At 48.7% G+C, this 14,713-nt stretch carries 11 protein-coding genes; 4 read left to right on the plus strand and 7 right to left on the minus strand.

Annotated features, from left to right (window positions below):
* The 4 genes from qoxC to NSQ22_RS18190 all read right to left on the minus strand — a co-directional run bounded on the left by qoxC (position 1) and on the right by NSQ22_RS18190 (position 4,487).
* A complete protein-coding gene (gene qoxC, locus NSQ22_RS18175) occupies positions 1 to 615 on the minus strand; it encodes a cytochrome aa3 quinol oxidase subunit III (protein ID WP_011888435.1) in 615 nt (204 codons plus the stop codon).
* Positions 616 to 618: 3 nt separating this feature from the next.
* The gene (gene qoxB, locus NSQ22_RS18180; protein WP_087960349.1) at positions 619 to 2,565 is read right to left on the minus strand and encodes a cytochrome aa3 quinol oxidase subunit I; all 1,947 of its coding nucleotides are present in this window, start codon (positions 2,563 to 2,565) and stop codon (positions 619 to 621) included.
* Positions 2,566 to 2,582: 17 nt separating this feature from the next.
* Positions 2,583 to 3,491 carry a cytochrome aa3 quinol oxidase subunit II gene (gene qoxA, locus NSQ22_RS18185; RefSeq protein WP_011888437.1) on the minus strand — a complete coding sequence of 303 codons (909 nt, stop codon included), beginning with the start codon at positions 3,489 to 3,491 and terminating at the stop codon, positions 2,583 to 2,585.
* Between the two features lie 273 nt (positions 3,492 to 3,764).
* A complete protein-coding gene (locus NSQ22_RS18190) occupies positions 3,765 to 4,487 on the minus strand; it encodes an RNA methyltransferase (RefSeq protein ID WP_081157506.1) in 723 nt (240 codons plus the stop codon).
* A gap of 233 nt (positions 4,488 to 4,720) precedes the next feature.
* On the opposite strand from NSQ22_RS18190, the gene NSQ22_RS18195 reads away from it, so the two are divergent.
* Positions 4,721 to 6,109 carry an amino acid permease gene (locus tag NSQ22_RS18195; RefSeq protein WP_008880787.1) on the plus strand — a complete coding sequence of 463 codons (1,389 nt, stop codon included), beginning with the start codon at positions 4,721 to 4,723 and terminating at the stop codon, positions 6,107 to 6,109.
* A 145-nt stretch (positions 6,110 to 6,254) separates the two neighbouring features.
* Here NSQ22_RS18195 and NSQ22_RS18200 read toward each other — a convergent pair whose 3' ends face one another.
* Both NSQ22_RS18200 and NSQ22_RS18205 read right to left on the minus strand, forming a co-directional pair.
* Complete coding sequence (locus NSQ22_RS18200) at positions 6,255 to 6,533, minus strand: hypothetical protein (RefSeq protein ID WP_233129498.1); 279 nt, start codon at positions 6,531 to 6,533, stop codon at positions 6,255 to 6,257.
* Positions 6,534 to 7,220: 687 nt separating this feature from the next.
* Complete coding sequence (locus NSQ22_RS18205; RefSeq protein WP_008880788.1) at positions 7,221 to 8,606, minus strand: transcriptional regulator; 1,386 nt, start codon at positions 8,604 to 8,606, stop codon at positions 7,221 to 7,223.
* 184 nt (positions 8,607 to 8,790) lie between these two features.
* On the opposite strand from NSQ22_RS18205, the gene NSQ22_RS18210 reads away from it, so the two are divergent.
* Both NSQ22_RS18210 and manA read left to right on the plus strand, forming a co-directional pair.
* Positions 8,791 to 10,317, plus strand: a complete 1,527-nt coding sequence (locus NSQ22_RS18210; RefSeq protein WP_081157507.1) for an FAD-dependent oxidoreductase — start codon at positions 8,791 to 8,793, stop codon at positions 10,315 to 10,317.
* Positions 10,318 to 10,485: 168 nt separating this feature from the next.
* Positions 10,486 to 11,448 (plus strand): mannose-6-phosphate isomerase, class I, encoded by a 963-nt coding sequence (manA, locus tag NSQ22_RS18215; protein WP_011888441.1) that lies wholly within the window; start codon positions 10,486 to 10,488, stop codon positions 11,446 to 11,448.
* 160 nt (positions 11,449 to 11,608) lie between these two features.
* On the opposite strand, the gene NSQ22_RS18220 is transcribed toward manA, so the two are convergent.
* A complete protein-coding gene (locus NSQ22_RS18220; RefSeq protein ID WP_008880791.1) occupies positions 11,609 to 12,763 on the minus strand; it encodes a glycerate kinase in 1,155 nt (384 codons plus the stop codon).
* Positions 12,764 to 13,381: 618 nt separating this feature from the next.
* Between NSQ22_RS18220 and NSQ22_RS18225 the strand changes: the two genes are divergently transcribed.
* Complete coding sequence (locus tag NSQ22_RS18225) at positions 13,382 to 14,620, plus strand: GGDEF domain-containing protein (protein ID WP_008880792.1); 1,239 nt, start codon at positions 13,382 to 13,384, stop codon at positions 14,618 to 14,620.
* The last annotated feature ends 93 nt before the right edge of the window (positions 14,621 to 14,713 follow it).

Genomic DNA, 14,713 nt, shown 5'->3' on the forward strand with positions numbered 1-14,713 from the left:
TTACACCACCATCCCTAACAAATAAACGAGCGTGAAAATAAAAATCCAAACAACGTCTAAAAAGTGCCAATACAAGCTGACGATAAACACTTTTCTTGCTGTTTTTACTGTCAACCCGCGCTGGAGTAACTGGATGATGATGAAAATCATCCAGCCGATCCCTAAACTGACGTGAGCGCCGTGCGTGCCGACAAGGACGAAAAAGCTTGATAAAAAGGCGCTTGTCTGCATCGTCGCCCCTTCATGGACATAGTGAATAAACTCGCGAACTTCAAATGTAATAAACCCAATCCCAAGCAAAAGCGTAACAAGCAGCCAAGCGAGAAGCCCAGCAAGCCGGCCGCGGCGCATTTCAAAAATGGCCAACCCGCACGTGAAACTGCTCGTCAACAACAACAACGTTTCAATCAATACATCTTTTACTTGGAACAATTCCTGCGCTGTCGGTCCGGAGCCGGTTCGCTGGAATAAGACAAGGTAAGTCGCAAACAAGGTCGCAAATAAGACGACTTCTGCCCCTAAAAAAATCCAAAATCCTAAAATGTTGAGCCGATTTTCCTCTGTCCGATACTCAAGCGGCATCGTTTCATCATAACGATGTACTGCTTCTCCCATTCGTCACGCCCCCTTTCGCGCCGCTCGCTCAGTCCGTTTAATTTCATCGACGCCAATATGATAGCCGTCATCATTTTCAAACGAGCGGAGAATGAGCCCGAGCACAATGAACAACGCACCGGCAATTGCTAATGCAAACCATTTGAACACAAGACCAAACCCTGCGACAAAGAATGCGACCGAGATCCAAAACGGACGCCCCGAATTGCTTGGCATATGGATCGGCTTCAATTCCTCCTCTTTCACTTGGAAACCGCCTTGTTTTTTCTTCATTACCCAGTACGCATCCAAATCGTCAACAATCGGAGTGACCGGGAAATTGTAGTGCACCGGTGGCGACGCAGTCGCCCACTCAAGCGTCCGTCCATTCCACGGGTCGCCGGTCATGTCACGTTCGCCATAGCGAGCGCTGTAATAAATGTTATAGCAAAGTACAATAAATCCGATTCCCATCAGCACCGCCCCAACGGTCGCAACGACGTTGAGCGGCGTCCAGCCGAGACCGTCCGAATATGTGTACATGCGGCGCGTCATTCCCATAAGTCCGAGGAAATACATCGGGAAGAAACAGACGTTAAAGCCGATCATAAATAGCCAAAACGTCCATTTGCCGAGCCGCTCGTTTAATATATGGCCGAACATCTTCGGATACCAGTAATGCAAGCCGGCAAAGCAGGCAAACACCACACCCGCGATTAACACATAATGGAAGTGGGCAATCAAGAAATAGCTGTTATGATATTGGTAATCAGCCGCTGCCATCGCCAGCATAACGCCCGTCACACCGCCGATGACAAAGTTCGGAATGAATGCCAGCGACCAAAGCATCGCCGTCGTAAAACGGATTTTCCCTTTCCGAAGCGTAAACAACCAGTTGAAAATTTTCACCCCGGTTGGGATGGCAACAGCCATCGTCGTAATCGAGAATACCGAGTTAACCGCTGGTCCGGCGCCCATCGTAAAGAAATGGTGCACCCAAACAATAAAGCTTAAAAAGGCGATACCGACGATCGAGTAAACCATCGCTTTATAGCCAAACAGCCGTTTCTGCGCAAACGTACTGACGATTTCCGAGAAAATGCCGAACGCTGGCAAAATCACAATATATACTTCCGGATGTCCCCAAATCCAGAACAAGTTCGCCCACAGCATCGACATACCGCCATTCGCCATCGTGAAAAACTGTGTATCAAATAAGCGGTCGAACGTCATTAACGCCAACGCAACTGTCAACACTGGGAAAGCGAACACAATCAAAACGCACGTAATGAGAATCGTCCACGTAAACATTGGCATGCGCATCAACGTCATGCCTGGCGCGCGCATTTTCAAAATCGTCACAAGGAAGTTGATTCCGGTCATTAACGTTCCGATCCCGGAAATTTGCAAGGAAACAGCGTAATAGTTGTTGCCGACGCCAGGGCTGAACTCATTGCCAGCGAGCGGAAAGTACGCCGTCCAACCAGCATCCGGCGAACCGCCAATGACAAACGAAATGTTAAACAACATTGCACCGAAGAAAAAGAGCCAAAAACTTAACGCATTCAAGTATGGAAACGCGACATCGCGCGCCCCGATTTGCAGCGGAACGACAATGTTCATCAAACCGATAATAAACGGCATCGCCATAAACAAAATCATAATCGTCCCGTGCGTAGTGAAAATTTCATTATAATGCTGGGCATCAAGAAAATTCATATTAGGAGCTGTCAACTGTGCCCGCATTAAAAGGGCATCGACGCCGCCGCGGAAGAGCATGAGCACCGCGCAAATAATGTACATGACGCCAATTTTTTTATGGTCGACAGTCGTAAGCCATTCATTCCAAATCCATTTCCACTTTTTAAAATACGTCAATACAAACACAATGCCGACCATCGTTAAGACGATCGCGACATCAGCCGCATAAATCAGCGGCTCACCCGTGACGAAAAACTCGCTCCATTTCATCGCCCGTTCCCCCCTTCTTATTCTCCGTGATGATGACTGTCTTTCGCCATGTCATGGTCTGGGTTGCCATGGTTACCTGCTGATTTCCTCTCGACATGATGGCTGTTTTGTTTCGCATGGTCAATCCATTCTAAATGCGTATTTGAGAACGTCATCCGCCCGACAAGTCCCGGTTCTAAAATTTTTGCATACTTGTTCTCATTGAGCTTCGGCGCCGTTTGTTTCACTTCGTTGACCCATTGCTTAAAGTCGTCTCCTTTTTGCGCGACGACTTCAAACTCCATATGGGTGAACTTTTCCCCGGAAAAGTTGGCGCTTCGCCCCATATATGACCCCGGTTTGTCAGCTTGTAAAATCAGCTCTGTCTCCATGCCGTCCATGGCGTATTTTTGTCCGCCTAACTCTGGCACCCAAAATGAGTTCATCGGTCCGACTGAAGTCAGCTTAAACCTGACCGGAACACCCGCTGGAATATGGACATAGTTGACCGTTTCAATGTTCTCTTCCGGATAACTGAAAATCCATTTCCAATTGGCTGCCGTAACATGAATCGTTATTGGTTTGACTTTATCGGTCGGCGGCTTCTCAAAGGCAAACGTCGCCTTCACCGTCGGAACAGCAAGCGCCGCAACAATCAAAACGGGAATCGCTGTCCAGACGATTTCAAGCAGCGTGTTTCCTTCTTCATCCGGCGGCTCGTAATCGGCGTTCTCCGGCTTCTCCCGATAACGAATGAGCACGACCGTAAATAAAGTAAAGACAACGACAATAATCAACAGCATAAAGCCGATTGACCACATAATTAAGTCGTACTGCGTTCGCGCCACCGGTCCTTGTGGGTTGAGCACTGCTGTACGCTCGACGCAACCACTAAGCAAAAAGAGGAGCGGCAAGACCGACAGCGCGCGCCATATCGCCCGTTTCATCACTGTATATCCTCCTTCGTCCGCCCCCACCATGTGAGGCGTGCCTTCTATGCATATTGTCTTAGTTTCTACCATATCAAAGTTAAAAATATTTGAAACTGACGGGTGTAAAAGTTCATAAATCGGCAAAACATTTGTCACGAACTGTTCAACCATTGTTCAAGAAATCGTCATCCATTTTCCCCGATTAGGGAAATATTGATCCGGAAGGGGATTCACACAAAAATATTCCATCAAAAAAAATAACCGGGTTCCCTTCTCAAAAGAACCCGGTTATTTTCCTATTGTTGGTACATATCCTTGCTGTTCCAATTGTTTGCGGATGCGCGGATGCAATGTCTGCCACATCCATTGTTCGTACAGTGTCTTTTTCTCTTCATGTGACAAATAATAGCGTCTCCCTACTTGGCGCCGCGCCCGCTCAGTGACATCATACAGCGTCAATGCCGCAGCAACAGAAATGTTAAAACTTTGGACAAAGCCGTACATCGGGATGACGAACGTCCCATCTGCCAAACGGAGCGCCTCTTCCGATACACCGCTATGTTCGTTGCCGAACAATAACACCGTCGGCTTAGAAACATTTACCTCGGAAAGCGGAATCGTCCCTTCGCCGAGATAGCTCGCATACACTTGATACCCTTGCCGTTTTAAGTCGCTGATGGCCGTTTTGATATCCGGTTGCCGATGAAGCGTCAGCCATTGGTCGGCATAACGCGTCACAAGCCGATTCGGCGAAAACGGCGCCCTCCCGGTGACAACATGGACATCTTGAATGCCAAACGCCTCCGCTGTTCGCAACACGGCGGCTTGGTTGTGCGGATCATCCACCGCTTCCATCAAGACAGTGATATAGCGGGTGCGCTCGTTCAACACGTCATACATCCGTTTTAGCCGCTTTGGCAAAATCATTTCCCAAATTAGACGCGTTTGCTCGGTGAGCAATCCTTCTTGCTGCAATTGTTCAAGAAATGCTTTCGCTTCCCGTTCCTCCATCATCATCACCTTCATTCCGTTCCGCTTATTTTGCGTTTCCCATTGTACAAAATATAAGGCAAGGAGGCAATTCCCCTATTTCAAATAATATTTTGATTATTCAATAAATAATATTTTGGAAATATTGTTCATTTACAAATCGTTGTCATATCGATTACTATTATATTGTAAGCGCTTTATGAAAATTTTTTCGCAAAATATTATTTATTATCAATTGCTAGGAGGAAAAATAGATGGAGCAAAAGCAGCCGCAATTGCATCGAGGATTGGAAGAACGCCACATTTCGCTCATGTCGCTCGGCGCAGCGATTGGCGTTGGCTTGTTCCTTGGTTCGGCATCCGCAATTGAAATGGCTGGGCCGGCGATTTTGCTTGGCTATGCGATCAGCGGTGCCATTATGTTTTTTATCATGCGAGCATTAGGTGAAATGGCGGTCGAACATCCGGTTGCCGGTTCGTTCAGCCGTTATGCGCATAACTATTTAGGGCCGCTCGCCGGTTATTTGACCGGTTGGAACTATTGGTTTTTATGGGTGGTCACATGTATCGCTGAGATTACAGCCGTTGGTATTTATATGCAGTTTTGGTTCCCTGATACACCACGTTGGGCATGGGCGCTCGCTGCCCTTGTACTCATGACGTCCATTAACTTCCTTGCCGTAAAAGCGTATGGGGAGTTTGAGTTTTGGTTTGCTTTGATCAAGATTGTCACGATCATCGCCATGATTGTCGTTGGCTTAGGAATGATTATATTCGGCATCGGCAACGGCGGTATCGCCACCGGTATTAGTAATCTTTGGAAACACGGCGGCTTTTTCCCGAACGGGATTAGCGGTGTGCTCATGTCGCTGCAAATGGTCGTGTTCGCCTATTTAGGCATCGAAATGATCGGTGTCACAGCAGGAGAAGTGAAAAATCCGCAAAAATCGTTGACAAAAGCCATTAATACTGTGTTTTGGCGTATTTTAATTTTCTACGTCGGTGCATTGTTCGTCATTATGTCCATTTACCCTTGGAATGAAATTGGTCAAAAAGGGAGCCCGTTTGTGTTGACATTTGAAAAAGTCGGCATTCATGCCGCCGCGGGTATCATTAACTTTGTCGTCTTGACGGCTGCCCTGTCGTCGTGCAACAGTGGTATTTTCAGCACGAGCCGGATGCTGTTTAACCTGTCCGAACAAAAAGAGGCGCCACAAGCATTTAGCCGTTTAACTAACCGCGGCATCCCTGGCACCGCTTTGATCGTCACCGCCCTTGCCATGCTGGTCGGCGTCTATTTGAACTACGTATCGGAAAAAGTGTTCCAATGGGTGACAAGTATCGCAACGTTCGGCGCTATTTGGACGTGGTCCATTATTTTGCTTTCCCAACTGAAGTTCCGTAAGCAGCTTAGCGCAGAACAAGTGAAACGACTAGCATTCAAAATGCCATTTTATCCGTACAGCTCTTATGTATCGCTTGCCTTCTTAATTGGTGTCATCATCTTAATGGCGTATTTCCCGGATACGCGCATCGCATTGATCGTCGGCCCAACGTGGTTGCTGTTGCTGACAGCGATCTACTTCATTAAAGGAATGCACCGCCGCGAACACCGCGAGCAAGAGAAAAAGCAAGCTGTATAATAAATGCAGTGACCCCTGTCAAGTAGACAGGAAGAAAAAAGCCCATTTAAACACCCTCAGTTCTGTATTCATACGGACTCAGGGTGTTTTATTTTTTGGAAACACTAATGGTTATAAAAATGAATATCGTTGTGTACGACCTCCTTCACCTCTTCGGCTGTGCGAAACGAGCGCAGATGGAAACCATCCGCCTTGAAATGGCGAAAAACGCTTTCCATGCAGGCATTGTCCAGAACAGTTTTCTTTCCTGGACATCCTGACCTTCCGTTTGTCCGTTAAAGATGAGATAAGTGATATCCGTCACCCATTTCTCGTTGGGGTTGGTCGCATGGAAATTTCTGTTCAGATGATTGCCTGAAATGGCATCGGATGCTTTCTTCCCGTAATAAGGCCGTTTCTTCTGAATGACGGCGCGAATGCCCATCTCCCTCATCAGCCTTTGCACCCGTTTATGATTGACACTCAGCTGGTATTTCCGTTTGAGCCAGACTTGGACTCCCCGATCCCCATAGATGTGCCTTTGAGCTCTTTATGACATTCCGCGATGTTTTTCTTCCAATGCTCGCCTTCCCGTTGCTTTCGAGAAGGGTGTTCCTATCGTTTGGCCCACTTGTCGTATCCACTTCGAGACACACCTGCGATCTCACATAACGGTTGAATCAAACCATGACGTCCGTCCATTTCATGAATGATAGCGAATTTCTTGTGAGCAGGTACGACTTCCGGCCCTCCTTTCACTCCTCTAAGAGTTTTTTTACATCTCTACTTCCGCTTCAAGACGCCTCGTTTCAGGATCTTCAAGGTATTTTCCTTCCCTTGTTGTGGGTCTCTTCGCTTTTCCTTTACCCCTTAGATTCCTTCCCATTCATCCATCGACGCACCGTGGAATGAGCGACTCCCAACTCCTTAGCGATGATTTTGTAGCCCATGCCCTTGTTGAAATAGAAATCCACGACTTTCTTTTTAAACGCTAAATCATATGTTTCCCATAGAAAAATCCCCTCCATAGTAAACAGATTCGCGGGCTTTCTTTTTCTGTCTACTATAAGGGGATCATATCACGCTAAGGTACCCTTTTCCTTTTATTGCCGCGCATTGGTCACCAACATGATTATTTACCCGTCCCAATATAGGCTTGGCGAGGATGGTTCGGTTGGTCAGGATATTTCAGACGAATTTTTCCTTCTTCTAATAGTTTTCCTAAATAGTTGTTGCGCAACCCGTCCGGTGTTCGTTCAAGCAGCGCCGCCAGCTCCTTCAGCCGCAGCGGCCGTTCGCAGCACAAGCGGACGATCATCTCTTCCATCACCGCCGGAGCCAACCGTTTTTTTTGACGCGCCAATTCCGCCATCTTCCATAATCGTTCATCGATCTTTCCCTCTTCCTCTCCTCCATCCGTATCATGAACATTCGCTTCGTTACTATCGGAGTTCGGTGGGTTAGTTACGGAGTTGGGTTCGTTATTTATGGACTTCGGCAGTTTATTTACGGAGTTTCCGATGTTTTTTACGGAGTCGCCACCGTTGTTTAAGGAGTTTGAGACATTATTCATGGAGTTTAGCTCGTTATTTATGGAGTTTGAGCTGGTATTTATGGAGTTGGGTTCGTTATTTACGAAGCTCTCCTCAATCCATCGATCATCTTGTTCCGTCCATTCTTGTTCAGTCTGTTGCAATGGTTCGTCTGTTTCTGTTTCAATCGTTGCGCCCGCCTCGGCTGGAAATAACAATGGGCATAACGTAACGATCGTACGATTAGGATTCGTTTGTTGCGAGATATCGACCGGTTGGACAAGCACCCGTTCTTGCATATCATGCATTCGTTTTAGACCGGATCCTGCCCGCTTGCATACGTCAATCAATAAAAACATTTTAAAGACGTTCGGATTGCGCAAATTGCTCATTTGTCCGGCCAACGCAGCCTCAACTGGGATGCGGAATCGACCGGGATTAGCAAAGCGAAATGCCCCGTCTTCTTTTTCGACAGTAATGCCTCCTTCTTCCCCATAATCGGCATGGACGAGCGCATTTACTAATGCCTCACCGAGAATACTGCGCCCTTCATCCGACCAAACGTGACGCTCCAGCTCAGCAAGCACGCGGAAATAAAAATCGTACACATTGCCGGACCATGTCCCGTCCTGCGAAGTGAACCGCTTCGTCCAACCCGTTTCCTTCGCATCGGCATACTCTCGGTACTCTAAAAAGTATTGCGGCAGCACCTCGGTAATGATCCGCTCCTCGCTGAACATCAACAGGCCAGCGAGTGTCAGCCCTTCTTTGCTGCTGTCGCGCAGCTTACCCCATGCACCAATTTTGTATAAAAATTCTTTTGTCTCAAGCCCGTTCCACGGATGGCCCGGCTTGACGCGGGCAAACCGCTCCCGGTAATGGCTGACCGTTTCAAAGTTGAGCTCGCTTAAGCTGTAATGCTCCAAAATCAAACTATCCGCCATCGTATTGGCGCGTTCATGGAACGAATTTGTATATTTATTCATTCCCAATCTTCCTTTAACATTATTTTTGCAAAACAGTCTTGTTTCTCCATTTCTATTGTATCATCTTTCATTCTCCTTGCGGACGATTGCCAAAAAAAGAAAGCGGTTGTGGATATGTGGAATAACAGGCCATGGCAAAGAGCAAACTACAGAAAACAATATTGGCATGCAAGGAGGCCTACGTATGTCATCCCTTCCTTCTATCGTTGAACCGTACTGGCGCGATTCTGTCTCACTTCCGTCTTTTCCGAAGCTTGATGGAGACATTTCCGTCGATGTCGTGGTCGTCGGTGGCGGCATTTCTGGCATTACAACCGCTTATTTGCTGGCGACGCAAGGAGCACGTGTTGCCCTTCTTGAAGCCGATCGGCTGCTCAACGGGACGACGGGCCACACGACGGCGAAAATTACCGCCCAGCATGATCTAGTATACGATGAGTTTCTCAACCATTTCGGCAAGGAGAAAGCGCGTCTTTATTATGACGCCTGCATGGATGCGCTTGGCTTCATTCGCCGCACGGTTGAACAGCATGAGATCGACTGCGACTTTTGCGAACAAGACGCCTACATTTATACGACATCTTCCTCTTCATTTCAAAAGTTAGTGAAAGAGTGGGAGGCATATGAGCGGCTCGGTATCGACGGCGCTTTCGTTGAGTCCATCCCGCTCCCGCTGCCGGTGAAAGCGGCGGTTGTGATGAAGCGACAAGCCCAGTTTCACCCGCTCAAATATTTAGTCAAACTTGTCGATGCCATGACAAAGGCAGGAGTCGCGATTTACGAATACACGCCGGTCGCCGACATCGAGCAAGGGAAGCGGCTGTCCGTCGTGACGCGCGACAAAAAGCGAGTGGAATGTGACCATGTCGCCGTCTGTTCCCACTTTCCGTTTTATGACGGCGGGTTTTACTTTTCCCGCATGTATGCTGAGCGGTCATACGTGTTAGGAGTGACGATTACTGAACCTTATCCTGGCGGTATGTATTTAAACGCCGATAACCCGAAGCGCTCGGTCCGTTCCGCCGCGGCGAACGGTGAGACACTTATTCTCATCGGCGGGGAAAACCATAAAACCGGCCAAGGGGTACCGACGATGCGACATTATGAGGCGCTTTCCTCGTTTGCCTCGCAGCTGTTTACGGTGAAAGACATCCGTTACCGCTGGTCGGCCCAAGACTTGACGACGCTTGATAAAATGCCATATATTGGACCAATGACAGCCGATGCGCCAAACATTTATGTCGCGACAGGATACCGGAAATGGGGGATGACAAACGGGACTACCGCAGGGATGTTGCTGTCTGACCTCATTCTCGGCCGCGACAATCAATATCGCGACTTGTACTCCCCGTCGCGTTTTTACGCTGACCCGAGTGTGAAGCAGTTTTTCACAACAAACCTTGATGTCGCCAAACATTTATTGGCTGGCAAAATCGAGCCGGCCATCCGCCGGCCGCAAGACTTGGCGCGCGGGGAGGGAGCGGTCGTCTCGGTCAATGGGAAACGAGCCGGCGCCTACAAAGACGAGAACGGGACACTTCATGTCGTCGACACGACGTGCACCCATATGGGCTGTGAACTTGAATGGAACAGCGGCGACCGGACGTGGGACTGTCCTTGCCATGGCTCGCGCTTTTCGATCGATGGTGACGTCGTCGAAGGCCCGGCGAAGCAGCCGTTGACACGTATTGAACTCGATGAATCGTCTTGATGTGCTACTTCCTGTGTATCTATACATGGGAGCGAAATGTTCTTTTTTCTTGATGAGGGGGATCGTATGTTCGTTCCCCCTCATCATTTTCGTTTGCCGACGGTGTATTTCATGGTAAGATGAAGACAGGATCACCGTAATTTTTACTGTTTTTGGGGGGGGAACGATATGCATCAAGAACCGATTTTTCTCACTCCTGTCTTCCAAGAGCGCATTTGGGGCGGCACGAAGCTCGCCGAACGGTTCGGCTACGATATCCCGTCATCGCAAACAGGGGAATGTTGGGCTGTATCGGCCCATCCGCACGGACAGACGGTTGTCGCCCGCGGGCCGTTTCAAGGGATGACGCTTGGACAGCTATGGGAGGAGCGCCGCGACTTGTTCGGCAATTTTCCATCCGATCGCTTTCCGTTGCTGACGAAAATTTTAGACGCCAACGCCGATTTGTCCGTCCAAGTCCATCCGGATGACGACTATGCAAAAACAAACGAAGGCGGGGAGCTCGGTAAGACAGAATGTTGGTACATTATTGACTGCAAGCCGGGCGCCCAGTTAATTTACGGCCATTATGCCCAAACGAAGGAAGAGCTGCGCGCCATGATGGAGGCGGGAGAATGGGATCGTTTGCTGCGAAAAGTGCCAATCCATCCCGGCGACTTCTTCTATGTCCCGAGCGGCACGATTCACGCCCTCTGTGAGGGGACGCTTGTCCTCGAGACGCAGCAAAGCTCTGACACGACTTATCGCGTCTACGATTACGACCGCGTCGACAGCCAAGGCCGGAAGCGTGAGCTCCACTTAGAGAAAGCCATTGACGTCACCACTGTCCCGCATCGCGACACCGATGTCCAGCCCCATGTCGCCAACATACCTGGTGCAACCGTGACGACCTTTGTGGAGGGCGACTACTTTGGCGTCCAAAAATGGCATGTCCATGGAGAAGCCGAGTGGGAGCAGACGAAGCCATTTCTCATCGTCAGCATCCTTCAAGGAGAGGGCGAGCTTGTTCACGGCGAGCGTACATACCCGATCCGCCAAGGTGACCATTTTATTTTGCCGCACCAATTCGGCCGGTTTGCGATTCGTGGCACACTTGAAGCCATTGCCTCTTGGCCACGGACAAGCAAATAAACAAGAGAGGTGTCCCAAACAATAACGGGACACCTTTTTTCTATATACGTACGTCATGCAATATCCTTAGGGAAAGGGGATTTTTGGATATATCCCTCTATTTTAGAGTGCTCCTTCTTCTGAGAGCACGATTTCGCTAAAAAGTGACTCTCCCAAAACATCAAAGAGAAGATGTTTTTCCTATTTGTCCAAGGCGATACACAGAGGCAATATGTCGCGCGGTTTGCGTCACATAACGTTCTGCTTGCTCAAGCGCTTGCTCAAGCGGCACGACACCTGGGACAATCGTAAATAGCGCGTCAATACCATGGTCCAACACAGCTGTGCTGTCGTCGCCTAGTGAGCCGGCGATGCCGATGACCGGGACGCCGAACCGCTTCGCTGTCTTGGCGACGCCAATCGGCGTTTTGCCAAATACCGTCTGTCCATCAATTCGCCCTTCGCCGGTGATGACGAGATCCGCCCCTTTGACGCGCTCCGCGAGCTGGACCGTTTCGATCACAATATCGACGCCACGCTTTAATTCAGCCGGAAGAAATGCGAGCAACCCTGCACCTAAGCCGCCGGCCGCGCCAGCGCCTGGGATGTCGCCCACTTGTTTGCCAAGTTCGCGTCTGATCATGTCGGCGTAATGGGCTAAGTTTCGGTCGAGGATTGCCACCATGTCCGGTGTCGCCCCTTTTTGCGGCCCGAAAATGGCAGATGCCCCTTTTGCGCCAGTCAACGGGTTATCAACGTCGCAAGCCACATCAATACGGACACTCTTGAGGCGTGGATCGAGCTCGGAAAGGTCAATCGCCTGCAAATCGGCGAGCGCCCCGCCGCCTGGCCCAATGTCGCGTCCGTCGCGATCTAAAAGCCGCCCGCCAAGCGCCTGCACCATGCCGGCGCCGCCGTCGTTTGTCGCGCTGCCGCCGAGGCCGATGATAAGATGGTTAGCGCCAGCGTCAAGCGCGGCGCGGATCAGTTCCCCTGTCCCTCGCGTCGTCGTCACTAACGGATTGCGCCGGTCGCGCGGGACAAGATGCAATCCTGAGGCGGCCGCCATCTCAATCACTGCTGTCTTCCCGTCGCCCAGCAAGCCGAAAAACGCCAAAACCGGCTCACCGAGCGGGCCGGTCACTTCGACTTCCACGATGCGGCCGCCGGTCGCGTCAACGAGTGACTGCACAGTTCCTTCTCCACCATCAGCCATCGGCACCTTCACGTATTCAGCTTCTGGAAACACCATCCGAAACCCGCGTTCGACCGCCTCAGCGACTTCAAGTGCTGAAAGGCTCTCTTTAAACGAATCTGGGGCAATAACAATTTTCATCTTTTTTCCTCCTCCAAATGATGAAACAAAGCGAAACACGCCAAAACAACAGCTTGAAACAACCGACTATGAAACTGGTCGGTGGCTCGCATGGCACAACGTTCAATCATTTTTTCTCTATCTGACCGTTTTTCACTACCCTTTTGGGAAATGCTCTTGCACGGCAAATAGTGAAAGACCGTCCCTAGAAACGCTCACATCGCGCTTTCTTTACAGACGGAAAACATCGATGTCTAACCCTGTCCCTTTCATTGCCCATATTATATACGAAAAAACCGATATCCAGCTATACCGTTTTTCAAGGAACGAATAGCGGCTTCAGGTATATATGATTCAATAGATGTCAAATTTTGTGGAAAAAAGGTGAAAATAAATGGAATTTTTTCTATTTTCAGAATTGGATATATAATACTATAATAGATTTAACGAGATGGCCGTTGGTTCTAATCGTGAATATACTAGTGCCGTAAAAACACCAGCTTCTAAATGGGCTATTCACCGTTTTTTAATGACGTATATTTTTGTTTAAGGCCACTGGCATATAGGTGGCCCTCCTTTTTTAGCATGGCTTCGCCAACGCCAAAGTCGTCAGAGGTCAGATCATAGGAGAGGGCTGAGATGTTACTCCGAGCACGACCGATTATTTTTGCTGTTTTTTTCGTTTCAATCGCCGTTGCCTTTGTGTCAAAGCCGATTTCCTTCGATCGTACGTATGTCATCGCCCTGCTATTTTACTGGCTGTTTTCTAGCTTATATTCTCACTTGCGCGTCGTCGACAAAACGAAAAACAATATCCCGGTTGATTACGGCATTAACTACAGCTTATCGTTCGCCTTATTTGCCGGCCCGCTCGGACTGTTTATTTTTGAAACATTATTTCGTCTCACTGAACATGTGACAAAAAAATATTTGAAAACAGCGGAGCCGGATGAATGGCTGCATACATTGTACAATATCGGTTCTTTTGTAACATTCAATTCACTGGCGTTTGCCTTATATAATCTCCTTCATCCGTGGTTTCAGTCTGTTCCGTTCATCGGCTTTTGGCTGCTTATGTTTCTACTCGTCATCATCGTTTCCTTTTTGACTGATTGCTGTCTCATCGTAATCTTTTACATAACCGGCGACATTCGCACAAAGCGTGAAGCACTGGATTTTATTAAGACAAGAAGCTGGATGGATATAGGAAAAACCGTACTGACAAATGGCCTGTTATTTCTCTTTTTGCAAGAACAGCGCTGGGATATGCTCTTGAGTTTGTTTTTGCTCAATTACTTCGTCAGCTGCTCATTCTTTTCCAAATCGCAAAGCATCCAGCATAAACTAGAACGCGATCAGTTTGAAAGAATGGCATATACCGATTTTCTGACCGGTGTTCATAACCGAGCCTACATGGACCAGACGATTGCCAAGTTAAATGGAACAGGGGAATGGATTGGCGTTGTCGTTGCTGATATCGACAATTTTAAAGCGATTAATGACACGTACAACCACGCCGTCGGCGATGAAGTCATTCGCCACTTTGCCTTGACATTGAAACAGTTTCTTAAAGAGGACGATTTTTTGTTCCGCAGCGGTGGGGAAGAGTTTACCATGTTTTTGCGCCATCGCACATTTGAAGAAAGTGTTCAGCTTGTCGAAAAGATGCGGGAAACTGTACGCCACAGCACGGTGTTGGTCGATGACGGAACGGCCAAACGTCCAATTGCTTACACATCATCATTCGGTCTCTACTTTTTCCAGACAGGAGGAACGACATCACTCGAAAAGGCATACGTCTATGCGGATCACTTATTGCTCCGTTCGAAAGAAAGCGGCAAAAATAAAATATCGGCCCAATGCGGGGGAGTTGCGTAGCGAAGCAACTCCCTTTTCGTTTTCTCCCGCCCAATGTTGTGAATGATGGGAAACAGACATCAACAACTACCTCGTCGCCATTGTCGAGAAGGT

It is taken from the genome of Geobacillus sp. FSL K6-3411, assembly GCF_037965715.1.
In the GTDB taxonomy this organism is placed as follows: domain Bacteria; phylum Bacillota; class Bacilli; order Bacillales; family Anoxybacillaceae; genus Geobacillus; species Geobacillus thermodenitrificans.

Excerpts from the sequence above, each read along its gene's own strand:
- qoxC (WP_011888435.1), bottom strand. The coding sequence starts at position 615 with ATGGGAGAAGCAGTACATCGTTATGATGAAACGATGCCGCTTGAGTAT.
- qoxB (WP_087960349.1), bottom strand. The coding sequence starts at position 2,565 with ATGAAATGGAGCGAGTTTTTCGTCACGGGTGAGCCGCTGATTTATGCG.
- qoxA (WP_011888437.1), bottom strand. The coding sequence starts at position 3,491 with ATGAAACGGGCGATATGGCGCGCGCTGTCGGTCTTGCCGCTCCTCTTT.
- NSQ22_RS18190 (WP_081157506.1), bottom strand. The coding sequence starts at position 4,487 with ATGGAGGAACGGGAAGCGAAAGCATTTCTTGAACAATTGCAGCAAGAA.
- NSQ22_RS18195 (WP_008880787.1), top strand. The coding sequence starts at position 4,721 with ATGGAGCAAAAGCAGCCGCAATTGCATCGAGGATTGGAAGAACGCCAC.
- NSQ22_RS18200 (WP_233129498.1), bottom strand. The coding sequence starts at position 6,533 with ATGGGCATTCGCGCCGTCATTCAGAAGAAACGGCCTTATTACGGGAAG.
- NSQ22_RS18205 (WP_008880788.1), bottom strand. The coding sequence starts at position 8,606 with ATGAATAAATATACAAATTCGTTCCATGAACGCGCCAATACGATGGCG.
- NSQ22_RS18210 (WP_081157507.1), top strand. The coding sequence starts at position 8,791 with ATGTCATCCCTTCCTTCTATCGTTGAACCGTACTGGCGCGATTCTGTC.
- manA (WP_011888441.1), top strand. The coding sequence starts at position 10,486 with ATGCATCAAGAACCGATTTTTCTCACTCCTGTCTTCCAAGAGCGCATT.
- NSQ22_RS18220 (WP_008880791.1), bottom strand. The coding sequence starts at position 12,763 with ATGAAAATTGTTATTGCCCCAGATTCGTTTAAAGAGAGCCTTTCAGCA.
- NSQ22_RS18225 (WP_008880792.1), top strand. The coding sequence starts at position 13,382 with ATGTTACTCCGAGCACGACCGATTATTTTTGCTGTTTTTTTCGTTTCA.